Annotated in this window: 19 protein-coding genes and 1 pseudogene; 9 read left to right on the forward strand and 11 right to left on the reverse strand. The window is 73.3% G+C overall.

The window, feature by feature from the left end; genetic code table 11:
- The first annotated feature begins 60 nt into the window (after positions 1-60).
- The gene (locus ACWCRJ_RS11015) at positions 61-702 is read left to right on the forward strand and encodes a maltokinase N-terminal cap-like domain-containing protein (protein WP_450938988.1); all 642 of its coding nucleotides are present in this window, start codon (positions 61-63) and stop codon (positions 700-702) included.
- Positions 703-1,141: 439 nt separating this feature from the next.
- On the forward strand, positions 1,142-2,170 hold the full coding sequence (locus tag ACWCRJ_RS11020) for an isopenicillin N synthase family dioxygenase (RefSeq protein WP_450938989.1): 1,029 nt from the start codon (positions 1,142-1,144) through the stop codon (positions 2,168-2,170).
- A 15-nt stretch (positions 2,171-2,185) separates the two neighbouring features.
- On the opposite strand, the gene ACWCRJ_RS11025 is transcribed toward ACWCRJ_RS11020, so the two are convergent.
- Positions 2,186-3,286: a citrate synthase 2 gene (locus ACWCRJ_RS11025; protein ID WP_450938990.1), complete on the reverse strand. Its 1,101-nt coding sequence runs from the start codon at positions 3,284-3,286 to the stop codon at positions 2,186-2,188.
- Positions 3,287-3,440: 154 nt separating this feature from the next.
- On the opposite strand from ACWCRJ_RS11025, the gene pdxH reads away from it, so the two are divergent.
- On the forward strand, positions 3,441-4,070 hold the full coding sequence (pdxH, locus tag ACWCRJ_RS11030; protein ID WP_450939181.1) for a pyridoxamine 5'-phosphate oxidase: 630 nt from the start codon (positions 3,441-3,443) through the stop codon (positions 4,068-4,070).
- Positions 4,071-4,136: 66 nt separating this feature from the next.
- Here pdxH and ACWCRJ_RS11035 read toward each other — a convergent pair whose 3' ends face one another.
- The 8 genes from ACWCRJ_RS11035 to ACWCRJ_RS11070 form a co-directional block, all read right to left on the reverse strand.
- A complete protein-coding gene (locus tag ACWCRJ_RS11035) occupies positions 4,137-4,802 on the reverse strand; it encodes a TetR/AcrR family transcriptional regulator (protein WP_450938991.1) in 666 nt (221 codons plus the stop codon).
- Positions 4,790-5,536 (reverse strand): enoyl-CoA hydratase family protein, encoded by a 747-nt coding sequence (locus tag ACWCRJ_RS11040; protein WP_450938992.1) that lies wholly within the window; start codon positions 5,534-5,536, stop codon positions 4,790-4,792. Before ACWCRJ_RS11040 ends, ACWCRJ_RS11035 begins: the two co-directional genes overlap by 13 nt.
- The gene (locus ACWCRJ_RS11045) at positions 5,533-7,101 is read right to left on the reverse strand and encodes a 4-coumarate--CoA ligase family protein (RefSeq protein WP_450938993.1); all 1,569 of its coding nucleotides are present in this window, start codon (positions 7,099-7,101) and stop codon (positions 5,533-5,535) included. Before ACWCRJ_RS11045 ends, ACWCRJ_RS11040 begins: the two co-directional genes overlap by 4 nt.
- A gap of 28 nt (positions 7,102-7,129) precedes the next feature.
- Positions 7,130-8,308 carry an acyl-CoA dehydrogenase family protein gene (locus ACWCRJ_RS11050; RefSeq protein ID WP_450938994.1) on the reverse strand — a complete coding sequence of 393 codons (1,179 nt, stop codon included), beginning with the start codon at positions 8,306-8,308 and terminating at the stop codon, positions 7,130-7,132.
- Positions 8,309-8,392: 84 nt separating this feature from the next.
- Complete coding sequence (locus ACWCRJ_RS11055; protein WP_450939182.1) at positions 8,393-10,243, reverse strand: ATP-binding protein; 1,851 nt, start codon at positions 10,241-10,243, stop codon at positions 8,393-8,395.
- A gap of 17 nt (positions 10,244-10,260) precedes the next feature.
- On the reverse strand, positions 10,261-11,859 hold the full coding sequence (locus ACWCRJ_RS11060; protein ID WP_450938995.1) for an acyl-CoA carboxylase subunit beta: 1,599 nt from the start codon (positions 11,857-11,859) through the stop codon (positions 10,261-10,263).
- Positions 11,856-13,631 carry an acyclic terpene utilization AtuA family protein gene (locus ACWCRJ_RS11065; protein WP_450938996.1) on the reverse strand — a complete coding sequence of 592 codons (1,776 nt, stop codon included), beginning with the start codon at positions 13,629-13,631 and terminating at the stop codon, positions 11,856-11,858. The genes ACWCRJ_RS11060 and ACWCRJ_RS11065 overlap by 4 nt, the downstream gene beginning before the upstream one ends.
- Positions 13,628-14,425 carry a TIGR03084 family metal-binding protein gene (locus ACWCRJ_RS11070; RefSeq protein ID WP_450938997.1) on the reverse strand — a complete coding sequence of 266 codons (798 nt, stop codon included), beginning with the start codon at positions 14,423-14,425 and terminating at the stop codon, positions 13,628-13,630. Before ACWCRJ_RS11070 ends, ACWCRJ_RS11065 begins: the two co-directional genes overlap by 4 nt.
- A 246-nt stretch (positions 14,426-14,671) precedes the next feature.
- Between ACWCRJ_RS11070 and ACWCRJ_RS11075 the strand changes: the two genes are divergently transcribed.
- A complete protein-coding gene (locus tag ACWCRJ_RS11075; protein ID WP_450938998.1) occupies positions 14,672-15,643 on the forward strand; it encodes an EamA family transporter in 972 nt (323 codons plus the stop codon).
- A gap of 30 nt (positions 15,644-15,673) precedes the next feature.
- On the opposite strand, the gene ACWCRJ_RS11080 is transcribed toward ACWCRJ_RS11075, so the two are convergent.
- Entirely contained in the window at positions 15,674-16,225 is a 552-nt protein-coding gene (locus ACWCRJ_RS11080) for a GntR family transcriptional regulator (protein WP_450938999.1), read from the reverse strand.
- Positions 16,226-16,272: 47 nt separating this feature from the next.
- Between ACWCRJ_RS11080 and ACWCRJ_RS11085 the strand changes: the two genes are divergently transcribed.
- Positions 16,273-16,632, forward strand: a complete 360-nt coding sequence (locus tag ACWCRJ_RS11085; protein ID WP_450939000.1) for a DUF952 domain-containing protein — start codon at positions 16,273-16,275, stop codon at positions 16,630-16,632.
- Positions 16,633-16,703: 71 nt separating this feature from the next.
- Here ACWCRJ_RS11085 and ACWCRJ_RS11090 read toward each other — a convergent pair whose 3' ends face one another.
- The gene (locus ACWCRJ_RS11090) at positions 16,704-19,736 is read right to left on the reverse strand and encodes an FAD-binding and (Fe-S)-binding domain-containing protein (RefSeq protein WP_450939001.1); all 3,033 of its coding nucleotides are present in this window, start codon (positions 19,734-19,736) and stop codon (positions 16,704-16,706) included.
- 281 nt (positions 19,737-20,017) lie between these two features.
- On the opposite strand from ACWCRJ_RS11090, the gene ACWCRJ_RS11095 reads away from it, so the two are divergent.
- From ACWCRJ_RS11095 to ACWCRJ_RS11110, 4 genes and pseudogenes are all read left to right on the forward strand, one after another.
- Complete coding sequence (locus ACWCRJ_RS11095; protein ID WP_450939002.1) at positions 20,018-22,429, forward strand: ATP-binding protein; 2,412 nt, start codon at positions 20,018-20,020, stop codon at positions 22,427-22,429.
- Positions 22,426-22,833: pseudogene (locus ACWCRJ_RS11100) on the forward strand (roadblock/LC7 domain-containing protein); the annotation flags it as partial. The gene ACWCRJ_RS11095 and the pseudogene ACWCRJ_RS11100, both read left to right, overlap by 4 nt.
- Before the next feature lie 164 nt (positions 22,834-22,997).
- Positions 22,998-23,345, forward strand: a complete 348-nt coding sequence (locus ACWCRJ_RS11105; protein ID WP_450939003.1) for a DUF742 domain-containing protein — start codon at positions 22,998-23,000, stop codon at positions 23,343-23,345.
- 25 nt (positions 23,346-23,370) lie between these two features.
- Positions 23,371-24,606: a cytochrome P450 gene (locus ACWCRJ_RS11110; RefSeq protein WP_450939004.1), complete on the forward strand. Its 1,236-nt coding sequence runs from the start codon at positions 23,371-23,373 to the stop codon at positions 24,604-24,606.
- The last annotated feature ends 8 nt before the right edge of the window (positions 24,607-24,614 follow it).

The following is a 24,614-nucleotide window of genomic DNA, read 5'->3' on the forward strand; positions in this document are numbered from 1 at the left end:
CGGCGCGGCAGGGCGGGAAAGGGCTCGCGTCCGCTCGGCGGACCGGCGGAGAATCACGCCATGTCTGTCATCCACCGCACCTGGCTCAAGCCCACCAAACTCGAACTCCTGGCCTCCTGGCTGCCCACCCGCCCCTGGTACGCAGGCAGCCCGGACGCCCCGGTGCTCGCCAAGGCGGGCGGCTTCCGTCTCGACGACCCGGAGGGCGAGGTCGGCATCGAGTTCATGGTCGCCACCGACACCTCCGGCCCCGCCCCGGTGCACTACCTGGTCCCCCTCACCTACCGGAGCGCCCCGCTCCAGGGCGCCGACCACGCCCTCGTCGGCACCCTGGAACACGGCGTCCTCGGCAAGCGCTGGGCCTACGACGGCTGCCACGACCCGGTGCTGCTCACCCAGCTCCTGGCCCTGTTCGAGGGCCGCGCCGAACCCCAGGCCCAGAGCGTCTCGGACACCCCGGACCACGAGATCACCCACTCCTACGAGGGTGACGCCCCCCTCTCCACGACCGACGCGACCCCCACGGACACCCCCGAGGCCACCGAACTGCCCCTCGCCCCCGCCCCCACCCGCCTCCATCTGAACCGCGTCCTGCAGCCCGGCTCCCTCGACCTGCCGGCCGCCGCGAAGGGCCAGGTCACCGGCCACTGGACCCTGCCGGACGAGACCCGGGTGCGCGGGGTCTTCGCCGTGCTGCGGTGATCGCTCGGCAATCCACCCGGAAAATCACTTGAGCGCCGTCGCCACGGTTCCTAATGTGGTGCGCACGCCGAAAGGAGGTGATCGGGTACATGTATGAAACCCGGACGCGCGAGGTGGCTGCGGGCTAGCGCCCGTCACCATTCTCAGTGCGGTGTCGGACCCGCGTGTGCTCTGTACACGCAGCCGGCCCAATCTCAAGCAGTCACCCGACCCGCAGACTCGCCGGTACGTCCGGCCGGCTTCTCCGCCCTTGGGCGAAGGGACCCAGAGTCTGCGGGTCGTCTGCGTTTCGTAGGGCGCAGTATGCTTTCACCATGCTTCCGATACTCGTTCGACGCCGGCACGTGGACTACGTGCGCGTCACGAGCATGGGCTGTCGGCCTTCCGTCTGACCACGCAGCCGCCCGCCCCAGCCCTTCCTCCTCCTCGGACGCATCCCATGACGAACACAGCGACGGCCTCGTCGTACCCCCAGTTGCCCATCATCGATCTCTCCGCCGCCGATCGTGGACCCGAGGCGCGGGCGCTGTTGCACGCGCAGTTGCACAGTGCCGCGCACGACGTGGGGTTCTTCCAGCTCGTCGGGCACGGGGTGGGTGAGGACGAGATCGCGCGGCTCACCGGCGCCATGCGGGAGTTCTTTGCCCTGCCCGAGGCCGAGCGGCTCGCCCTCGACAACGTCAACTCGCCGCACTTCCGGGGGTACACGCGGACCGGGGACGAGCGGACGGGCGGGAGCCGGGACTGGCGCGACCAGCTGGACATCGGGGCCGAGCGGGCCGCGCGCGTACCGGGGGACGGTGAGCCCGCCTACTGGTGGCTGCAGGGGCCCAACCAGTGGCCCGGTTCCCTGCCGGGGCTGCGGGACGCCGCCCTCGCGTGGATCGACCGGCTCAGCGCCGTGGCGCAGCGGCTGCTGCGTGAGCTGCTGGTCTCCATCGGGGCTCCCGCCGATTTCTACGACCCGGTCTTCGGGGAGCGGGCGCATCCGCATCTGAAGCTCGTGCGCTACCCCGGCAGCGCGGGGGACGGCGCCGATCAGGGGGTGGGGGCCCACAAGGACTACGGGTTCCTGACGCTGCTGCTGCAGGACCAGGTCGGCGGGCTGCAGGTGGAGCGCGCGGACGGGCTGTTCCATGACGTGCCGCCGATTCCGGGGGCGTTCGTCGTGAATCTCGGGGAGCTGCTGGAGGTGGCGACCAACGGGTATCTGCTCGCCACCCGCCACCGGGTCGTCAGTCCGGCGGGGGCGACCGAGCGGTTCTCGGTGCCGTTCTTCTTCAACCCCCGGCTCGACGCGCGGGTCGAGCCGCTCGTCTTCCCGTACGCGTCCGTCGCGCCCGGGGTGACCGACGACCCGGGGAACCCGCTGTTCGCCGAGTACGGGTTCAACGAGCTGAAGGGGAAGCTGCGGGCGCATCCGCTGGTCGCGGAGCGGCATCACGCGGGGCTGCTCAGCCCCGCGTGACCTGAGCCGGATCCGCTAGCCGGCGATGTCCTCGTACCCGGCGATCTCCTGCGGGCCGCGGGCGGGCGGGCCCACGTAGCGGGCGGAGGGGCGGACGAGGCGGCCGGTGCGCTTCTGTTCGAGGATGTGGGCGGACCAGCCCGCCGTGCGGGCGCAGGTGAACATCGACGTGAACATATGGGCCGGGACCTCGGCGAAGTCGAGGACGATCGCGGCCCAGAACTCGACGTTCGTGGCGAGGACACGGTCGGGGCGGCGGGCGTGGAGTTCGGCCAGGGCCGCCTTCTCCAGGGCCTCGGCGACCTCGAAGCGGGGGGCGCCGAGGTCGCGGGCGGTGCGGCGCAGGACGCGGGCGCGGGGGTCCTCGGCGCGGTAGACGCGGTGGCCGAAGCCCATGAGGCGTTCGCCCTTGTCGAGGGCCTGTTTGACGTAGGCGTCGGCGTCGCCCGTGCGTTCGATCTCCTCGATCATGCCGAGGACGCGGGAGGGGGCGCCGCCGTGGAGGGGGCCGGACATGGCGCCCACGGCACCGGAGAGGGCCGCCGCCACGTCCGCGCCGGTCGAGGCGATGACGCGCGCGGTGAAGGTGGAGGCGTTCATGCCGTGCTCGGCCGCCGAGGTCCAGTAGGCGTCGACCGCCGCGACGTGCTTGGGGTCGGGTTCGCCGCGCCAGCGGATCATGAAGCGCTCGACGACGGACTGGGCCTTGTCGATCTCGCGCTGCGGGACCATGGGGTGACCCTGGCCGCGGGCGGACTGGGCGACGTAGGACAGGGCCATGACGGCGGCGCGGGCGAGGTCGGCGCGGGCCTGCTGCTCGTCGATGTCCAGGAGGGGCTTGAGGCCCCAGACCGGGGCGAGCATGGCCAGCGCGGACTGGACGTCGACGCGGATGTCGCCCGAGTGGACGGGGATGGGGAACGGCTCGGCGGGCGGCAGGCCGGGGCGGAAGGCGCCGTCGACGAGCAGGCCCCAGACGTTGCCGAAGGAGACGTGGCCGACCAGGTCCTCGATGTCGACGCCGCGGTATCGGAGCGCGCCGCCCTCCTTGTCCGGTTCGGCGATCTCCGTCTCGAACGCGACGACTCCTTCGAGCCCGGGTACGAAGTCGGACATCAGGCGGCTCCTCTTGATGCGGGCGACAGGGGGTTCCAAAACCATACGCCTGAGTGCCAGGTTTGGGGAGAGTCTGCGGCACTCAGTGCCACTTCTCCACCGGCGGCCGTTGATACGGCAGGATGACCATGTGAACGATCACGACCCCGCCGTCATGCGCAAGCAGTACCGCGCCGACGGCCTCGACGAGAGCGAGCTGGCCGGCGACCCGATGGAGCAGTTCGCGCGGTGGTTCGGGCAGGCCGCGCGGGAGGGCGCGGTGTTCGAGCCGAACGCCATGGTCGTGTCGACGGCGGACGCCGAGGGGCGGCCGAGTTCCCGTACGGTGCTGATGAAGGCGTACGACGCGCGGGGCTTCGTCTTCTACACGAACTACGGCTCCCGCAAGGCCCGTGACCTGGCCCAGAACCCTCATGTCTCGCTGCTGTTCCCCTGGCACGGGATCGCCCGGCAGGTGATCGTGACGGGTACGGCGCGGCGGACCGGGCGGGACGAGACGGCGGCGTACTTCCGGACGCGTCCGCATGGTTCGCAGCTGGGGGCGTGGGCCAGCGCGCAGTCCTCGGTGATCTCCTCACGGGTCGAACTGGACGCCGCGTACGAGGAGTTGCACGCCCGCTATCCGGAGGGTGAGCAGGTGCCGGTGCCGCCGGACTGGGGCGGTTTCCGGGTGACGCCGCTGGCGGTGGAGTTCTGGCAGGGGCGGGGGAACCGGCTGCACGACCGGCTGCGGTACGCGGCGGAGCCGGACGGGTCGTGGCGGGTGGAGCGGCTCAGCCCGTAAGGGGTTTCGGTCCCGTGATGGTCGGTCCGGTACGTCGTCGTGTCCGGTACGTCTCGGGTCCGTACGTCAGCCCAGGGCCTCGTCCAGCAGGGCCGCCCACTGGTTCACGACCCTGTCGCGGCGGCCGGTGTCGTCGGTGAGGAGGTTGGCGAGGCCGAGGCCCCGGGCCATGTCGAGGAGGCCCTGGACGGTTTCGCGGACACCGGGGACGGTCTCGTCGGCGCGCAGGAGGTCGACGGCGATGCGGTGGGTCTCGCGGCCGACGCGGGCTTCGAGTTCGGTGACGCGCGTGCGGAGCTGTTCCTCGTTGGAGGCGGCGACCCAGAGGTGGAGGGCGGCGCGGAAGAGGGGTCCGGTGAAGAGGTCGACGACGGCGGCGACGACGGCGCGGCGGTCGGTGGGGCCCTCGGGGAAGAGGGCGCGCAGGGCGAGGGAGCGTTCCTCGGCGACGTACTCGACGGCGGCGGTGAAGAGGTCCTCGCGGGTGCGGAAGTGGTGCTGGGCGGCGCCTCGGGAGACGCCGGCGCGCTCGGCGACGACGGAGACGGTGGAGCCGGCCCAGCCGTGTTCGGCGAGGCAGGACACGGCGGCTTCCAGGAGCCGCTTGCGGGTGACCCGGCTGCGGTCCTGCTTGGGTCCGCGGTCCGCCACCGTGCCGGGTTCGGCGTCGGTCCCGGTGTCGGTCCCGGTCCCGGTCTCGTCGGATGTGCCCACCGCGCTCACAGCACCCATCCCGGTTCCCTTCTTTCGAGGAAGGCCGTCATGCCCTCGCGGGCGTCGGCGGAGGCGAACAGCCGGGACGAGAGCCGGGTCAGTTCGCCCGCGTCCCGGTCGAAGTTCTCCAGCACCTTAGCCGTGAGCAGCTGTTTCGCCTCCGCCAGGGCCCTCGGTGAGGCCCGGCGCAGTCCGTCGAGGACGGGTTCGAGTACGGCGTCGACCTCGGCGCCGGCATCGGTGATCAGCCCGATACGGGCGGCTTCGGCGGGGCCGAACCGCTCGCCGGTGAGGTAGTAGCGGGCGAGGGCGCGCGGGTCGGTGCGGGGGCGCAGGGTGAGGGAGATGACGGCGGGCGCGACACCGATGCGGACCTCGGTGAGGGCGAAGGTGGCCTCGGGTCCGGCGGCGGCGATGTCGCAGGCCGCGAGCAGGCCGAGGCCGCCCGCCCGGACGTGCCCGGTGACACGGGCGACGACGGGCTTCGGCAGCTCCAGGAGCTGCCGGAAGAGGTCGACCAGGGCCTGCGGGTCGGGCGGGTCGCGCAGGTCGGCGCCGGCGCAGAAGGTGTTGCCGGTGTGGGTGAGGACGACGGCCCGTACGGTGTCGTCCTTGCCGCACCGGTCGAGGGCGTCGCGGAGTGCGGCGACGAGGGCGGCCGAGAGGGCGTTGCGGTTGGCCGGGGAGTCGAGGGTGAGGGTGGTGACGCCCCGGTGGTGTGCGGTGCGTACGAGGGGTTCGGTGTCCGTCACAGGCGCTCCCTGAGTTCGCGGCGGAGGATCTTGCCGGAGGCCGCGCGGGGCACGGCGTCGATGAAGGTGACGTGGCGGACGCGTTTGTAGGGCGCGACGCGTTCGGCGACGTACATCATGATCTCGCCCTCGGAGAGTTCGCGGTTCGTGGGGCGGCGGACGACGAAGGCGTGCGGGACCTCGTTGCCGTCGTCGTTGTACTGGCCGATGACGGCGGCGTCGGCGATGCCGGGGTGGGTGACGAGGAGGGCTTCGAGTTCGGCGGGGGCGACCTGGAACCCCTTGTACTTGATCAGCTCCTTGACGCGGTCGACGACGTACAGCCAGCCGTCGGCGTCGGTGTGGCCGATGTCGCCGGTGGAGAGCCAGCCGTCGGCGTCGATCATGTCGGCGGTGGCCTGGGGGCGGCCCAGGTAGCCCTTCATGACCTGGGGGCCCCGGATGACGATCTCGCCCGGTTCGCCGGGGCCGAGGTCCTTGCCGGGGTCGTCGAGGGAGACGATCCGCATCTCGGTGCCGGCGATGAGCCTGCCGACGGTGCCGGGGGGCGCGGAGGCGGCCCGGTCGAGGGGCACGATGTGGGAGCAGGGGGAGAGTTCGGTCATGCCGTAGCCCTGGACGACGGGCGGCAGGCCGAGGCGGGCTGAGCAGGCGGCGGCGAGCTTCGCGTCGAGGGGTGCGGCGGCGGAGAGGATGTGCCGGACCGAGGAGAGGTCGTGGCGCTCGGCGGCCGGGTGCTTGACGAGGGCGAGGACGATCGGCGGGGCCACGTAGAGGTGGGTGATGCGGTGCCGGACGATCGCCGCGAGGTAGGTCTCCAGGTCGAAGCGGGGCAGGACGACGACCGTGGCGCCGAGCCGCAGTGGGGCGTTCATCAGGGCGGTGAGGCCGTAGATGTGGAAGAACGGGAGCACGGCCAGGATGCGGTCGCCGGGGCCCGCCGGCATGACCGGTTCGAGCTGGGCGAGGTTGGTGGCGATGGACCGGTGGGTGAGCATGACGCCCTTGGGGACGCCGGTCGTGCCGGAGGAGTACGGCAGGGCCGCCACGTCCGTGACCGGGTCGATGTCGACGGCCGGCTCGGGTGCGGCACCGGCGAGCATGTCGATCAGTGAGCGGTGGCCGGGGGCGCTGTCGCAGACGAAGATCTCCCGTATGCCTCCGACGCGTTCGGCGGCGGCGCGGGCGGTCTCCAGCAGCGGGGAGACGGTGACGATCCAGCTCGCCCCCGAGTCCCGCAGCTGGGTGGCCAGCTCACCGGGGGTGGCCAGCGGGTGCGCGGTGGTGACCGTGGCGCCCGCGCGGGTGGCCGCGTAGAACGCCGTCGGGTAGGCGATCGTGTTGGGGCTGTGCAGGGCGAGGACGTCGCCCTTGCGTACGCCCGCCTCGGCGAAGGAGGCGGCCAGCCGGCGGTGGAAGCGGTCCACCTGTTCGTAGGTGAGGGTCGTGCCGTCGACGCCGTCGATCAGCGCGGGCAGGTCGCCGAACTCGGCGGCACGGGCCAGTACGGCGTCGTGGATGGGGAGTTCGACGGGTGGGACGTCTGCGTACTCGCTGCGGAACATGGTTCCTCCAGGGCGACCGGATACGGGCCTAGTACGACTTGGGCAGGCCCAGGGTCTGGTGGGAGACGTAGTTGAGAATCATCTCCCGGCTCACCGGCGCGATACGAGACACGCGCGCGGCCGTTATCAGCGAGGCGAGGCCGAACTCTGCCGTCAGGCCGTTGCCGCCGAGGGTGTGCACGGCCTGGTCGACGGCCTTCACACAGGCCTCCCCCGCCGCGTACTTGGCCATGTTGGCGGCCTCGCCGGCCGCCGCGTCGTCGCCGGCGTCGTAGAGGTGGGCGGCCTTCTGCATCATCAGGCGGGCCAGTTCCAGTTCGATGTGGGACTGGGCCAGGGGGTGGGCGATGGCCTGGTGGGCGCCGATGGGCTGCCCCCACACGGTGCGTGTCCGGGCGTAGTCGACGGCCTGCGCGAGGGCGTACCTGGCCATGCCGATCGCGAAGGCGGCCGTCATGATCCGCTCCGGGTTGAGGCCGGCGAACAGCTGGAGGAGACCGGCGTTCTCGTCGCCGACCAGGGCGTCGGCGGGGAGCCGGATGTCGTCGAAGGTCAACTCGAACTGCTTCTCGGCGGCCCGGAGTTCCATGTCGATCGGGCGGTACGCGAAGCCGGGGGTGTCGGTGGGGACGATGAAGAGGCAGGGCTTGAGGGTGCCGGGGCGGCCCTCCTTGGTGGACACGGTCTCGGTGCGGCCCACGATGAGGACGGCGTCGGCCCTGTCGACGCCGGAGATGAAGACCTTGCGGCCGGTGAGCAGCCAGTCCCCGGTCTCGTCCCGGCGGGCCGTGGTGGTGATGCTGTGACTGTTGGAACCGGCGTCGGGTTCGGTGATGCCGAAGGCCATGAGGCGGGTGCCGTTCGCCAGCGCGGGCAGCCAGGCCTGTCGCTGCGCCTCGGTGCCGAAGCGGGCGATCACCGTGCCGCAGATGGCCGGCGACACGATCATCATCAGCAGGGGGCAGCCCGCGGCGCCGAGTTCCTCCAGGACGATGGAGAGTTCGGCTATGCCGCCGCCTCCGCCGTCGTACTCCTCGGGGAGGTTGACGCCCAGGTATCCGAGTTCGGCGGCCTCGGACCAGAGTTCGTCGGGGTGGCGGCCCTCTTTGTTGATCGTGGTGATGTAGTCGCGGCCGTAGCGTTTTCCGAGGGCGGAGACGGCGGCTCGTAGGGCTTTGTGTTCTTCGGATTCGAGGACCGGGGACATGTGAGGGCTCCTAAGGGGGAGGGTCCATTCGTCGGGAGGAGGGTGCGGGTTCGTGGGGGCTTGTCGCGCAGTTCCCCGCGCCCCTTAGCGGGGGTGCTCCTCGACCATGGCCAGGAGGGCGCCCATCTCAACCTGTTGGCCTGGCGTCGCGTGCAGGGCCGTCAGCGTTCCCGTCGCCGGGGCCGTGATCCGGTGTTCCATCTTCATCGCCTCCAGCCAGAGGAGGGGCTGGCCCGCCTGTACGGCCGACCCGGGTTCCAGGTCCCGCGCCAGGCGGACGACCGTGCCCGGCATGGGGGCCAGGAGGGAGCCGGGGGCGTGCTCGGTGGTGGGGTCGGGGAAGCGGGGCAGGGCGGTGAGGGTCGTGGTGTCGACGTGGATCCGGTCGCCGTACCGCGCGACCTCGAACGTCCGCCGTACACCGGCCACTTCGAGGACGACGAGGCGGGCGTCCGCGTGGACGACCCGGACGCCGTCCGCCTCCGGGCCGGTCCTGGTGTGCCGGTAGCGGACCTCGTGCTCCTCCCCCGCCATCGCGTACCGCTTGACCTGGGGCTGGGACGGCAGATTGCGCCAGCCTCCGAAGCGGGGGTCGCCCCCGGAGGCGGCGTCGGCCAGGGCGGCGGCCAGCGGGGCGTACGGGTCGGGGGCGGGGTCCGTGAGGCCGGCGAGGTGGCGGTCGTAGAAGCCGGTGTCCATACGGGCCGACGTGAACTCCGTGTGGCGCAGGGAATTCACCAGCAGGTCCCTGTTCGTGGCCGGGCCGTGGATCGTGGCCCGCTCCAGGGCGCCCGCCAGCCTGCGGAGCGCCTCCGTACGGGTGGGGGCGTGGACGACGGCCTTGGCGAGCATGGGGTCGTAGTGGACGCCGATGGTGTCGCCGTCCTCGTAGCCGGTGTCCAGGCGGACCCCGGGCACGGACAGGCGGTGCAGGGTGCCCGTCTGCGGGGCCCAGTCGTGGGCCGGGTCCTCGGCGTACAGGCGGGCCTCGATCGCGTGGCCGCGTGCGGGCGGGGGGTCGGCCGGGAGGGCGTGGCCCTCGGCGACGCGGAGCTGTTCGGCGACCAGGTCGAGGCCGAAGACGGCCTCCGTGACCGGGTGTTCGACCTGGAGGCGGGTGTTCATCTCCAGGAAGTGGGCGTGGCCGTCGGCGACGAGGAACTCGACCGTGCCCGCGCCGACGTAGGAGACGGCTCGGGCGGCGCGTACGGCCAGGGTGTGGAGTTCCTCGGTGAGTTCGCCGGGCAGGGCGGGGGCCGGGGCCTCCTCGACGACCTTCTGGTGGCGGCGCTGGAGGGAGCAGTCGCGGGTGCCCAGGGGCCAGACCGTGCCGTGGGTGTCGGCGAGGATCTGGACCTCGACGTGGCGGCCGTTCTCGACGTAGGGCTCGACGAAGACCTCGCCGTCGCCGAAGGCGCTCGCGGCCTCGGCGCGGGCGCTCTCCAGGGCCGCGTCCAGGTCGTCGAGGTGACGGACCACGCGCATGCCTCGTCCGCCGCCGCCCGCCGCGGCCTTCACCAGGACCGGCAGGTCGTCCTCGGTGACCTTGTGGAGAGGGGCCAGACCCATGAGTTCCTTGGCGCGGGTCTTGGACGCCATGGCTTCGATCGCCTCGGGGGCCGGACCGATCCAGGTGAGGCCCGCGTCGAGGACCTGGCGGGCGAAGCCGGGGTTCTCGGAGAGGAAGCCGTAGCCGGGGTGGACGGCGTCGGCGCCGGCCGCGAGGGCGGCCTTCACGATGAGGTCGCCCCGCAGGTAGGTGTCGGCGGGGGCCGCGCCCGGCAGTCGTACGGCCGCGTCGGCCGTACGGGTGTGCAGGGCGCTCTCGTCGGCGTCGGAGTGCACGGCGACCGTCCGGATGCCCAGCTCACGGCAGGTGCGGAAGATCCGGCAGGCGATCTCGCCCCGGTTGGCCACCAGGAGGGAAGTGATCAGGGAAGTATGCACGAGCCTCACATCCGGAAGACGCCGAAGCCACCGCGTGCGCCCTCGTAGGGCGCCGTGTGGATCGCGGACAGGCACAGGCCGAGGACGGTACGGGTGTCACGGGGGTCGATGACCCCGTCGTCGTACAGCCGCCCGGACAGGAACATCGGCAGGGACTCGGACTCGATCTGCCGCTCCACCATCGCGCGCAGCGCGGCGTCGGCGTCCTCGTCGTACGGCTGTCCCTTCGCCGCGGCCGACTGGCGGGCCACGATCGACAGGACGCCGGCGAGCTGCTGCGGGCCCATCACCGCCGACTTGGCGCCGGGCCAGGCGAAGAGGAAGCGGGGGTCGAAGGCGCGCCCGCACATGCCGTAGTGGCCGGCGCCGTACGAGGCGCCCGTCAGGACGGACAGGTGGGGCACCCGGCTGTTGCCGACCGCGTTGATCATCATCGCGCCGTGCTTGATGATGCCGCCCTGCTCGTACTCCCTGCCGACCATGTAGCCGGTGGTGTTGTGGAGGAAGAGGAGCGGGATGTCGCGCTGGTTGGCGAGCTGGATGAACTGGGCCGCCTTCTGGGACTCCTCGCTGAAGAGGACCCCGCGGGCGTTGGCGAGGATGCCGACCGGGTAGCCGTGGAGGGTGGCCCAGCCGGTGCTGAGGCTGGTGCCGTAGAGGGGCTTGAACTCGTCGAAGTCGGAGGCGTCGACGATCCGGGCGATCACCTCGCGAGGGTCGAACGGTGTGCGGAGGTCGCCTGGGACGAGGCCGAGCAGCTCCTCCGGGTCGTACTTCGGGGGCGCGGCCGGGGCCGGGTCGGCGTAGGCATTGCGGTGGTTGAGGCGGGCGACGACCCGGCGGGCCTGACGGAGGGCGTCGGGCTCGTCGACGGCGAAGTGGTCGGCGAGGCCCGACACGCGCGCGTGCATCTCGGCGCCGCCCAGCGACTCGTCGTCGCTCTCCTCGCCGGTGGCCATCTTCACCAGCGGCGGCCCGCCGAGGAACACCTTCGCCCGTTCCTTGACCATGATCACGTGGTCGGACATCCCGGGGACGTAGGCCCCGCCGGCGGTGGAGTTGCCGAAGACGACGGCGATGGTGGGGATGCCGGCGGCGGACAGGCGGGTGAGGTCGCGGAAGATCGCGCCCCCGGGGATGAAGATCTCCTTCTGGGAGGGGAGGTCGGCCCCGCCGGACTCCACCAGGCTGATGCAGGGCAGGCGGTTGGCGAGCGCGATGTCGTTGGCCCGCAGCGCCTTCTTCAGGCTCCACGGGTTGCTCGCGCCGCCGCGCACGGTCGGGTCGTTGGCGGTGATCAGGCACTCGACGCCCTCGACGGTCCCGATGCCGGTGACGAGGGAGGCGCCGACTGCGTACTCACTGCCCCAGGCGGCGAGCGGGGACAGCTCCAGGAAGGGCGTGTCCGGGTCGAGGAGCAGTTCGATGCGCTCGCGGGCGAGCAGCTTGCCGCGCCCCCGGTGCCTGGCGACGTACTTCTCGCCGCCGCCCGCGAGGGCCTTGGCGTGCTCGGCGTCGAGTTCGGCGAGCCTCGCGAGCATGGCCTCGCGGTTCGCGGTGTGGTCGGGGGCGCCCGGGTCGAGGGCGGAGCTGAGGACGGTCACGGGTGTACCTCCGCGGGGTCCGGGCGGTCGGCGGCGGGCGCCGGCAGGAGCGTCTGCGGTATGTCCAGGTGGCGGGAGCGCAGCCATTCGCCGAGGGCCTTGGCCTGCGGGTCGAAACGGGCCTGCGAGGCGACGCCCTCGCCGAGGATGCCGACGATCTCGAAGTTGAGTGCGCGCAGGTGGGGGAGCGTGTGCCGGGTGACGGGCAGACCGGCCGTCTCCGGGAGGAGTGCGCGCAGGAGGTCGGTGGTGAGGGTGTGGGCCAGCCACCGCCAGGCGTCGTCCGTACGGGCCCAGACGCCGATGTTGGCGTTGCCGCCCTTGTCGCCGCTGCGGGCGCCGGCGACGAGGCCGAGGGGCGCGCGGCGCACCGGGCCCGGGGGCAGGGGCTCCGGGAGGGCCGGCTCGTCGACCGGCCGCAGGACGAGACTGTCGGGGGCGGGGGCCACGGGGACCCGGCGGCCGTCGTGCAGGATCGCCGTGTGGGCGACGGCGCCCTGGTCGACGTGGGCCGCCTCGAAGACCCCGTAGGGCGCGCCCCTTCCGGGTGGGGCCAGGACGTGGAAGCCGGGGTAGCTGGCGAGGGCCAGCTCCACGGCGGCGCCGCTGAGGGCGCGGCCGACGGTGGTCTCGTCGGTGTCGCGGACGACGAGGTGGAGGAGGGCGCTGGCGGTCTCCTCGGTACGGGCGTCCGCGTGGTCGGTGCGGGCCAGCTCCCAGCCGACGTGCGCGGGGCGGGACTTGGCGGCGGCGAGCGCGGTCTCCAGCTGGTCGCGGACGAGGGCGGCCTTGCGCTCGATGTCCAGGCCGGTCAGCACGAAGGTGACCTCGTTGCGGAAGCCGCCGAGCCGGTTGAGGCCGACCTTGAAGGTCGGCGGCGGTGCCTCACCGCGTACGCCCTCGACGCGGACGCGGTCGGGGCCGTCCTGGCTGAGCATGATCGTGTCGAGGCGGGCGGTGACGTCCGGGCCCGCGTACCGGGCGCCGCCGGTCTCGTAGAGCAGCTGGGCGGTGACCGTGCCGATGTCGACGAGGCCGCCGGTGCCGGGGTGTTTGGTGATGACGGCCGTGCCGTCGGCGTGGAGTTCGGCGAGGGGGAAGCCGGGGCGGGTGGTGCCGACCTCGCCGAAGAAGGCGTAGTTGCCGCCGGTGGCCTGGGTGCCGCACTCCAGAACGTGCCCGGCGACGACCGCGCCCGCGAGCCGGTCGTACTCCCCCGGGCCCCAGCCGAAGTGGGCGGCGGCGGGCCCGGTGACCAGGGCCGCGTCCGTCACCCGGCCGGTGACCACGATGTCGGCGCCCTCGCGCAGACAGGCCGCGATACCGAAGCCGCCGAGGTAGGCGTGGGCGGCGAGGCTGCCGGGGTGCAGGGCGGTGAGGTCGTCGCCCTCGACGTGCGCGACGCGGACGGGGACGCCGAGCCGGCCGGCCAGCTTTCGTACGGCGTCGGCGAGCCCGGCGGGGTTGAGCCCGCCGGCGTTGGCGACGATCCGTACGCCCCGCTCCCGCGCCAGCCCCAGGCACTCCTCCAGCTGGCGCAGGAAGGTGCGGGCGTACCCGGCGGCGGGGTCCTTCAGGCGGTCGCGGCCGAGGATGAGCATGGTCAGTTCGGCGAGGTAGTCGCCGGTGAGGACGTCGAGTTCGCCGCCGGTGAGCATCTCGCGCATCGCGTCGAAGCGGTCGCCGTAGAAGCCGGAGGCGTTGCCGATGCGGAGGGGGGTGGTCGGTGCCGGCGTCGGCGCCGCTGCCGCCGCTGGAGTCACCTGCGTCACCGGGTGGTCTTCTTCGGCTCGCGTCCCGTTCCCGGGGGGCCGGCGAACGCCTGGGCGATGTCCAGCCAGCGGTCGGCGGCGGCGCCCTCGGTGTGGAGGGCGAGGTCGGCGCGGTGGGCGCGCTGGGTGACCAGGAGGCAGAAGTCGAGGGCGGGGCCGCCGACGCGGTCGGTCGCGTCCTCGGGGCCGTACGTCCACAGCTCTCCGGCGGGGCTGGTGAGTTCCACGCGGAACTCCTCGAACAGCGGGGTGAGCCCGTGCACGCCGAACGCGAAGTCGCGGGTGCGGATGCCGAGCCGGACGATGTGGCGGAGCCGGTCGCCTGGGGCGATCCGGGGGACTCCGAGGGCGTCGGCGATGTCCAGGCCGTGGGCCCAGGTCTCCATCAGGCGGGCGGTCGCCATGGAGGCGGTGGACATGGGCGGGCCGTACCAGGGGAACCGCGCGCCCTCGGGCGCCGCGCGCAGGGCCTCCTCCAGGGCCGCGCGCCCGGCCCGCCAGTCCGCGACCAGTCGCTCGGGCGGCTTGGCGGCCCCTTCCTCCGCGCCGATGTCCACGAAGTCGCCGGGCGCGGTCAGCGCGCTCTCGACCTCGCGGGCGAAGGCGGCCCGGTCGGTCACGGCCAGCACGGAGGAGTGGTCCGTCCAGGCGAGGTGGGCGATCTGGTGGGCGACGGTCCAGCCGGGGGCGGGCGTATCGAGCGCCCACTGCTCCGGGCTCAACTCGGCCACGAGCAAGTCGAGTTGCTCGCTCTCGGCATGGAGGTCGTCGATCACGGGCGTGGGGTCGGCCATGGGGGGAGCATGGCAGCGGGGGAAGAAACAAGCAAGCGTGCTTGGATTTCCGGTCGCCGATTCACCCGGCCGGCCCGCCGCGCTTACGGGGAGGAGGGCGCGAGGAGGCCGGAGAACGCGTAAGTTGCAAAACTGATTACAGCCATGACTTAGTCCATTGCCTTGCACTACCGAGTCCCCCATACTGAACGAAACGCCCTCTCCGCCCCTCCGAACCCCGCACTCCGCTCTCCTTGGACGGCCCCCGTGACACTCCCCAGCGCTGACCAGTCCGCGCCCGCCGCAGCCGCACCCGCGTCGTCGGCCGGAACCGGGCTCGCCTCCGGCGACACCCGCGCCTCGCGCGCTCCACGTGGCCTCGGGTCTCTCGGGCCCGTGGGGCTGGTGCTGGCCGGCGGGATCTCGGTGCAGTTCGGCGGGGCACTGGCGGTGACGCTGATGCCGCGCGCCGGGGCGCTCGGGGTGGTGACCCTGCGGCTCGCGGTGGCCGCGCTGGTGATGCTCGTGGTCTGCCGCCCCCGGCTGCGCGGGCACTCGCGCACCGACTGGAGCACGGTGGTCGTCTTCGGCGCCACCATGGCCGCGATGAACGGCCTCTTCTACCAGTCCATCGCCCGCATCCCGCTCGGCCCCGCCGTCACCCTGGAGGTGCTCGGCCCGCTGGTGCTCTCCGTCCTCGCGTCCCGTCGCGCCGTGAACATGGTGTGGGCCGGGCTCGCCCTCTGCGGTGTCTTCCTGCTCGGCGGCGGCGGGGACTTCGGCGCCCTCGACCCGCTCGGCGTGGCCTTCGCCCTGGCCGCCGGGCTGATGTGGGCCCTGTACATCGTCTTCAGCGCGCGTACGGGGAGGCGGTTCCCGCAGGCCGACGGGCTGGCGCTGGCCATGGTCGTCGCGGCGGTGCTGTTCCTGCCGCTCGGGATCGTCGAGTCGGGGACGCGGCTTCTCGACCCGACGACGCTCGCCCTGGGCGCCGCCGTCGCCGTCCTGTCCTCCGTCCTCCCCTACACCCTGGAACTCCTCGCCCTGCGCCGCATGCCCGCGTCCACCTTCGCGGTCCTGATGAGCCTGGAGCCCGCGATCGCCGCGACCGCCGGCTTCCTGATCCTCGACCAGGCCCTCGCCGCCACCGAGGCCCTCGCCATCGCCCTGGTCATCGGGGCGAGCATGGGGGCGGTGCGGACGCAGGTGGGGCGGGGGAAGGCGGGGGTTCCGGGGTGAGCGAACGGGCGGGAAAGGCCCTCTCCGGTGCTACGGCCCCGCCTCGATCGCGATCTCGTAGCGCAGTCGCTGGCTCCTGGCCGGCATCACCATGCGGTCGACCTGGATGGGGCGGTTGTCGCGGTCGAGGGTGACCCTCGTCAGCCGGAGCACCGGTTCGTCCGGCGCGGTACGGAGCGTCGCCCGCTCCTCGTCGTCCGGGTTGTCGGCCGTCACGTCCTCGCGGACGAGGGCGCCGACGTGGCCGAGTCGGGCGAGCAGGGTCACCGCTCCGCCGGGGATCCTGGCGGTTCCGGCGAGACCGGTGCCGCGCGCGATGCCGGCCGGGTAGTACGTGTCGGTGAGTTCGTTCGGCCGGTCGTCGAGGAGGATCAGGCGGCGGCGTACGACAACCGGCTCCCCCTCCCCCAGCCCGAGCAACCGCGCCACCTCGGCGGGGGCCACCACCTCACCGGCGTAGAGAATCCGCTGGGTGCCCCGCCGTCCCCGGGCCGCCGCGTCCGCGCCCCAGGCATCGCCCTGCCCTTTCTCCCTCGGGGTCAGATACGGCATCGACGTACTGACCCACCTGTTCTCGTGCACCGAGCCTCCCGCCCGCCGGACCTGTCTCCCTGTTGTATAACCGGCCTGTGATATACCACGTCGTCTCCCTCGATGCCTGGAACGCCCGCCCCGACCAGCCGTACGCGCCCGCGTCGCTTCCGGAGGACGGGTTCGTGCACTGTTCTCCCGATGAGGCGACGACGCTGGCCGTCGTCGACGCCTTCTACCGGGACGCACCCAAGCCGCTGCACGTGCTCGTCCTCGACGAGGAACGGCTGGACGCCAGGGTGGAGTTCGAGGCGGCCGCGCCCGCACCGCCGCCGGGGGTCGGGGCGGACGTTCTGTTCCCCCATGTCTTCGGGCCCCTGAACCGCGAGGCCGTGGTGCGGGTCCTGGAGATCCGATGGGACGCGGAGGGGCGCGCGGTGGGGCTAGGGCCCGAGTAGCGGGCGGGCGTCGCTCATCACCGGGTGGCCGACCAGTGGTGCGGGTCGGCTCGGAGGGCGTCGGCGCCGTTTCACCCGCGCGGCTCGTCCAGCCCCTCCGCCAGCACCTCCGCCAGATGCAGCCCCCGTCTCCCCGCCAGCTGCTCCAGCTGGGTCCGGCAGGAGTAGCCGTCCGCCAGGATCAGCGTGTCGGGGGTCGCGTCCCGTACCGCCGGGAGGAGCTGGTCCTCCGCGCAGGCGACGGAGACGTCGTAGTGGCCCTTCTCGAAGCCGAAGTTGCCGGCGAGGCCGCAGCAGCCTCCGCTGAGGTCGCCGGTGAGGCCGGCGGCGGCGCGGAGGCGGCGGTCGGGTGCGTCGCCCAGTACCGCGTGCTGGTGGCAGTGCGTCTGGCCGACGACCGGGCGGCCGATGGCGGGCGGGGTCCAGTGCGGAGCGTGGCGTTCGAGCGCCTCCGCGAAGGTGAGGACCGAGGCGGCGAGCCGGTGGGCCCGGGGGTCGTCGGGGAGCAGTTCGGGCAGGTCGGTGCGGAGCGTCGCCGCGCAGCTCGGTTCGAGGACGACGACGGGGGGCGAACCGGGGCCCATGAGCACGTCGAGCATGTCGAGCGTGCGGCGCAGCACCGCGCGGGCCCGGTCGAGCTGGCCCGTCGAGACGTACGTCAGACCACAGCAGACCCGGCCCTCACGCATCGCGAACAGGGCCTGGCTGAGCCTCGGCTGGGTGAGAGCGACCTCCTCGCCCGCCTCCGCCCTCCTCGCCCAGGCCGGTTTCCGCTTCATCCACAGCGTCGGCGGCATGATCACCCGCAGACCGGCCGCCTCCAGCACCTTGAGCGCCGCCTGCCCCACGGACGGCGAGAGGTACTCCGTGAAGGTGTCGGTCCACAGCAGGACGGCCGTGGCTCGGGCCGATGCCGCGCGCTCCTCGTCCGTCTCCTCCGGCCACCCCCGCTCCCCGCACTCCTTCTCGTACCACCGCGTGAACGGCACCCGCGCGAGCCGGGGCAGCTCCCGCTCCCCCGCGATGCCGCCCAGCCGTTTCGCGAGCGCGGCCAAGGGGCGTGCGGCGGCGAGGGTGTTGACCAGGGCGGCCGTACGCGTGCGGGCGATCAGACGGAGCCAGAGCGGCAGCCGGCCCATCGTGTGGTGGGCGGCCGGGCGGCGGCGGCCGGCGTAGTGGTGGTGGAGGAACTCGGCCTTGTACGTGGCCATGTCGACGCCGACCGGGCAGTCGGAGCGGCAGCCCTTGCAGGACAGGCAGAGGTCGAGGGCGTCCCGTACCTCGGGCGAGCGCCAGCCGTCGGTGACCACCTCGCCGGCCAGCATCTCGTGCAGGAGGCGGGCCCGGCCCCGGGTGGAGTGCTCCTCCTCCCCCGTCGCGCGGAAGGAGGGGCACATGACGGCTCCGGACGCCGGACTCACCTCGGTCGTCCGGCACTTGGCCACACCCACGCAGCGCCGGACCGCCGCCGAGAAGTCGCCGCCGTCGTCCGGGTAGGCGAACTCCACCGGCACGGGGGTGCGCGGCAGCACCGCGAAGCGCAGGTTCGCGTCGAGGGGAGCGGGGCGGACGAGCATGCCGGGGTTCAGGAGGTCGTCGGGGTCCCAGACGCCCTTCACCTGCTCGAACAGCCGGACCATCTCGGTGCCGTACATCGTCGGCAGGAGTTCGGCGCGGGCCTGGCCGTCCCCGTGTTCGCCGGAGAGGGAGCCGCCGTGGGAGGTGACCAGTTCGGCCAATTCCTCGGAGAAGCGGCGGAAGCGGGCGATGCCCGCCGGGGTCAGCAGATCGAAGTCGATACGGACGTGGATGCAGCCGTCGCCGAAGTGGCCGTAGGGCGTGCCCCGCAGGTCGTGGGCGCGCAGCAGGCCGCGGAAGTCCCGCAGGTACGCGCCGAGCCGGGCCGGCGGCACCGCGCAGTCCTCCCAGCCGGGCCAGGCCTCCGTGCCGTCGGGCATACGGGTCGCCGTACCGCTCGCGTCCTCGCGGATGCGCCACAGCGCGCGCTGGGCGGCAAAGTCCGTCACCACGAGCGCGTCGACGGCCCCGGCCGCGCGGACGATTCCGTCGGCGCACGCCCGCGCCTCGGCGGGCGTGGCACCGCCCGTCTCCACGAACAGCCAGGCCCCGCCCGGCGGAAGGCCGGTCGCCCCCGGCGGGACGAGGTCCGCGGCCATGCCCTCCACCGTGAGCGGGCGGTGCGGCAGCAGGCCGGGGGCCGCCTCCGCCGCCGCGCTCTCGTCGGCGTACGCCAGCACGGCGAGGGCACGCGCGCGGGGGGCCTCGACGAGGCGTACGACCGCTTCCGTGAGCACCCCGAGCGTGCCCTCGGAGCCGCAGAACGAGCGGGCCACATCCGTGCCGTTCTCCGGGAGGAGGGCGTCGAGGGCGTAGCCGGAGATACGGCGGGGGAGGTCGGGGAAGCCGGTGCGCAGGCGGGCCAGCTCGCGTTCCACCAGCGGGCGGAGACCGTCCGGCGCACCCGACCAGCCCTGCCCGAGCCGCAGCGCTTCGCCTCTGGCGCCGGTCACCGCCAGTGCGCGCACGTTGTCGGCCGTCGTGCCCCAGGCGACCGAGTGGGAGCCGCAGGAGTTGTTGCCGATCATGCCGCCGAGGGTGCAGCGGCTGTGGGTGGAGGGGTCGGGGCCGAAGCGCAGGCCGTGCGGGGCGGCGGCCTCCTGGAGCCGGTCCAGGACCAGGCCGGGCTGGACGACCGCCGTGCGTGCCTCGGGGTCGAGGGAGACCAGCCGGTTCATGTGGCGGGTGAGGTCCAGCACCACGCCCGTGCCCGTGGCCTGCCCGGCGATCGACGTGCCGCCGCCGCGCGCGACGACCGGGACGCCGTGCTCGCGGCACACGGACAGGACGGCCGCCACGTCGTCCGCGTCCCGGGGGGCGACCACGCCGAGCGGAACCCGCCGGTAGTTGGAGGCGTCCATCGTCACCAGGGCGCGTGCCGTCACGTCGAAGGCGGCCTCGCCGCGCACGCCGGCCGCCCGCAGCGCGGCAGGCAGCGCGGCCCGCAGCGCCGCCGCGTCCGCGTCACCTGCGGCGTGCCGCGCGCTCGCGCCACCACCGCCCGTCCTGCCCCCGAGTTCCGTCATGCGTCCCAGGATGCACCCGACCACTGACAGTGACCGTGGAGCGACGGCGCGGCGACGGGGCGCCGAGGGGAGACCGGGTGGAAAGGCGGCGCGCCGCTCACCGGGGACGTTGGCTTGATTCCGGAGAGCTAACCGGAAACCGGCCAACCCCCGTCACGAACTCCCATATAGTGACGCCCAATTGAGCACCAGACGTCGCTTCTCGTTCAGGGACCGACCGAGTTACCCATCCAGGAACCGACTGAGTTACCGAGTTCAGAACCGACCGAGGACACCAGCCGATGACCGCGCCCAGCTCACCTCGCTCACCAGGCGAACGCCCCGCCCTGCGCTCAGTCCTTCCCCTGCCCCTGGTGACCGCCCTGCTCACCGCGACCGCCACCGGAGCCGCGGTCGCGGTGGCGCCGCAGTCCGTGCGCACGCCCCTCGCCGCCGGCGCGGGGGCGGCCGCGCTGCTGCTCACGGCCGTCGTCGCGGTCGCCGTGCACGCACGCGTGTCGGTGCGACTGCTGCGCCTGCGGCTCGACGCCGTCTCCCAGGAGACCGGTCTGCTGCTGCGGGAGCGGGCCCGGACGGCCGAGGAGTTCGCGCAGGAGCGGGGGCGGCTGACGGAGGAGTTCGTCCGGGAGCGGGCGCGGATCGCGGGCGAGTTCGCCCGGGAACGGGTGCGGCTGACGACGGAGTCCGAGCGCGAACGCGAACGGCTGTCCGACGAGCGGGACCGCACGGCGGAGGAGATCACCCAGGAGCGGGTGTCGCTCTCCGAACGCGCCAAGCAGGCCGAGACCGAACGCTCCGCCGTCCTCGCCGTCACCGCCAACGTGGCCGGCCGGATGCAGGCCCTCGCCACCGCCACCCTCGCCGACCTCCGCGCCATGGAGGAACGTCACGCCGACGAGGACGTCCTCGCCGACCTGCTCCACCTCGACCACCGCACCGCCCAGGCGGGCCGTCTCGCCGACTCCGTCGCCGTCCTCGCGGGCGCGCGCTCGGGCCGCCGCTGGGCCCGCCCGATCCCCATGGAGTCGATCCTGCGCGGCGCGATGGGCCGCATCGGCGCCTACCGCCGGGTCCGGCTGCACTCCTCCAGCGAGACCGCCGTCGCTGGTCACGCCGCCGAGGGCGTCATGCACGCGCTCGCCGAACTCCTGGACAACGCGGCGAACTTCTCGCCGCCGACCGCCGAGGTCCATGTGTACGTCGAGGAGGTCCCGGCCGGCGCGATCATCTCGGTCGAGGACTCCGGGCTCGTCATGGGCGACGTCCAGCTCCGTCGCGCCGAACGCGCCGTGTCGGGCGAGACCACCGACCTGGCGAGCCTCTCCGGCACGCGTCTCGGTCTCGCTGTCGTCGGACGCCTCGCCCGCAAGCACGGCCTGCGGATCTCCTTCCGCCCGTCGGCGCGCGGCGGCACCGGCGTCCTCATGCTCATCCCGCAGGACGTCCTGGCGAGCGCGATGCCCACGACGGCGTCTCCCACGGGGTCCGCCCCCGCCCCGTCGTCCTACGGGGGCGTGCCTGCCCCGCACGATCTGGACGCCGAGCCGACGCCGACCCACTCGTTCCCGACGGACGCCCCGGCCGCCCCCGTCGCCGACCCGGTGGCCGACGCCCTGATCGACTCCTTGTCCGGCTACAGGAACGCCGCCCCCGCACCGGATCCGGCCCCGGACACCCCGGCCGGCGCACCGGCGTTCGGTTCCTCGTACGACGGTTCGTCCGGCTACTCGTCCGACTATTCGTCCGGTTCCTCGCCGGACTCCTCTTACGACTCCTCATACGACTCCTCATACGACTCCTCGTACGGATCCCCGATCGGTACTCCGGGTTCCGCCTTCGGCTCGTCGTTCCGCTCGTCGTTCAGCTCGGAATTCGGCACCGGGGAGTACGAGTTCTCCTCCGCCGACGAGACCGCCACTCCTTCCGAGGCCCTGCCCCGGCGCCGTCGCGGCCAGTCCCTCGCCGACGCGGAGGCCCGTACCCAGGCCGCCGCCGACGCCGCCGCGGCCCGGCCGGAGCGGGCCTCCCGGCCCGCCGAGGACGCAAGCAGCGGTGCCGTGCGGTTCAGCAGCTTCCGCCGCGCGGTGCGGGGCACGGGCGGCGGGCTGGACCAGGCGTTCGTCCAGGGGACGGCCGCGGGCGACGAGGGCGCCACGGGCGTGCCGGCCGCGCCCGGGACCGGTGCCGCCCTGGAACCCGTACGGGACGCCGCCGCGCCCGCCGAAGCCGTACGGCAGCCGGAGTTGGAGCCGGTGCGGGAGTCCGAGTGGGGTGCGGTGGCGGGCTCGGCGTGGGAGCCCGGACCCGAACCCGTACGGGAGACGGCCTGGGAGCCCGGGCCACCCGTACGGGAGAGCGGATGGGCGCCCGAGCCCGCGCGCGGCCTCGCGTGGGAGCCGGAGGCGGTGAAGGAGGCGGCCTGGCAGGCGGAGGCGGCCGCCGAGCTTCCCTGGGCGCCGGACCCCGCACGGGAGGCCAAGTGGGAGCTGGACCCCGTAAGGGAACTGGCCTGGGAACCCGCACGGGACACCCGCCCCGCCCCGGACGACGACACCGGCCCCGCGTCCCACCCCTCCCCGTCCTACCCGGACCCCTACCCGGACCCCGACCCGGACCCCGACCCGGCCGGAGAGCGGCTCCCCGCCCCGGACCCGCGCACGCACCCCCACCTGGAAGGCGACCACACCCCATGACCGGCACCGGTATCGGCACCACCGCCGACGACAGGCTCACCTGGCTCATGGAGGGACTGCTGGAACGCACCCCGGGCGCCCGGCACGCGCTCGTCCTCTCCCGGGACGGCCTGCGCCTGTGCCGTACACCCGAACTGTCCGTCGACCGGGCGGACCAGCTCTCCGCGATCGCCGCCGGCATCCAGTCGCTCTCCCAGGGGGCGTCCGTGGAGTTCGGCGACGGCAGCGGAGGCGTACGGACGGCGATGGCGGAGTTCCACGGCGGCGTCCTGTTCATCGTGGAGGCGGGCGAGGGCGCGCATCTGGCCGTGGTGACGGACGAGGAGGCGGACGCCGGTCTCGTCGGCCACAACATGAGCGAGCTGGTCGAACAACTCGGCGAGCACCTGAGCGCGAAGCCGCGCCACCCGACGAGCGCGACCAACCCGACGGCCACGAGGAACGTGACCGGCACGCGGAACGCGACCGGCTCGACCGGCACGATGGGCGCGACGCGCACGTCCGGCGCCGCCGCCGTGACCACCGCTACGACGACGACCGCGGCTACGGCTCTGGCGCCCCGTACGTCATGAGCCGGCCCGGCAGGGACGACCTGCCCGACCGGCTCTACACGCTCACCGGGGGGCGCAGTCGTTCGGCGTCCGGAAAACCGTTCGACCTGGTGACCCTGGTGGTGGCGGAGAGCCAGCCGGTGCCCGGCATGCAGTCGGAGCACGTGGCGATCCTGCGGCTGACGGAGCGGCCGACGGCGGTCGTGGAGATCGCCGCCGAGCTGCGGCTGCCGGTGAGCATCACGAAGGTGCTGCTCTCCGACCTCCTCGCGGCCGGCCGGGTCAGCGCCCGGCATCCGAACCAGGCCACGCTGATCGATCCGGACATCCTGGAGCAGGTGCTAGTTGGACTTCGCAACCTCTGACCACGGCGACGGCCACCCGTTCCCCATGCCCCCGCTCTCGACCGCCGCGTCCGTCCCCGTGCCCCTCTTCGGCGCGCGTTTCCAGGGTGCTCCCGCCGCCCGGTACGGGGATATACGGCGGGAGCACGGCGAGGTGGTGCCCGTGCTGCTCGACGGGGGCGTACCGGCCTGGCTGGTGCTCGGCTACAGCGAGCTGCACCAGGTGACCAGCGATCCGGAGCTGTTCAGCCGGGACTCCGGGCTGTGGAACCAGTGGCCGAACATCCCGGCCGACTGGCCGCTGCTCCCCGTCATCAGCCCGGAGCAGCCGTCGGTCCTCGGCACGGTCGGCGAGCGGCACCGGCAGCGGGCCGCGCTGATCGAGGAGGCGCTGGAGGCGGTCGAGCCGCTCGAACTGCGCGGCCATGTCGAACGGTTCGCGGACGAGTTGATCGACGTGGTGTGCGGGGTGGGCGCGGCCGATCTGGTGGGGCAGTTCGCGGCGCTGCTGCCCGTGCGGGTGCTGGCGTACCTCTTCGGCTTCCGGGAGGAACACGGTCCCGGCCTGGTGGTCGCGCTGAACGACATCCTCGACGGCCAGGACCGGGCGATGGCGGCGGAGGGGTATCTGCGCACCGCGATGGACCGGCTGGTGTCGGAGCGCCTGCGGCAGCCCGGCGACGACGTGGTCTCGCGGCTCCTCGCGAACGCGCGCGCCTACGAGGTGACGGTCGAGGAGGTCACCCACGACGTGATGGTGATGCTGGCGGTGGGACACCAGCCGACCGCCGACTGGATCGGCAACTCGCTGCATCTGATGCTGACGGACGAGCGGTTCGCGGCGTCGTTGTTCGGGGGGCGCAGCAGTGTGGCCGAGGCGATGAACGAGGTGCTGTGGGAGGACGCGCCGATCCAGAACGCGGCCGGGCGGTGGGCCACCCGTGACACGCGGCTCGGTGGGCGGGTGCTCCGTGCGGGTGACCTCGTCCTGCTGGGGCTCCAGGGGGCCAACTCCGATCCGCGGGTGCGTACGCAGGGGGCGCTCACCGGTGGCAACAACGCGCACTTCTCCTTCGGGCACGGCGAGCACCGGTGTCCTTTTCCGGCGCAGGAGACGGCCGAGGTCATCGCCCGTACGGGTATCGAAGTCGTCCTGGACCGGCTTCCGGACATGGACCTCGCGGTCCCGTCCGGGGCCCTGGCCCGGCGGGCGTCTCCTTGGCTACGGGGGCTGGTGGAGCTGCCGGTGCGGTTCGCGCCGGGGCCGGTCCGTGGGGTCTGAGGTGCCGG

The sequence above is a fragment of the Streptomyces sp. NPDC002324 genome, assembly GCF_053593335.1.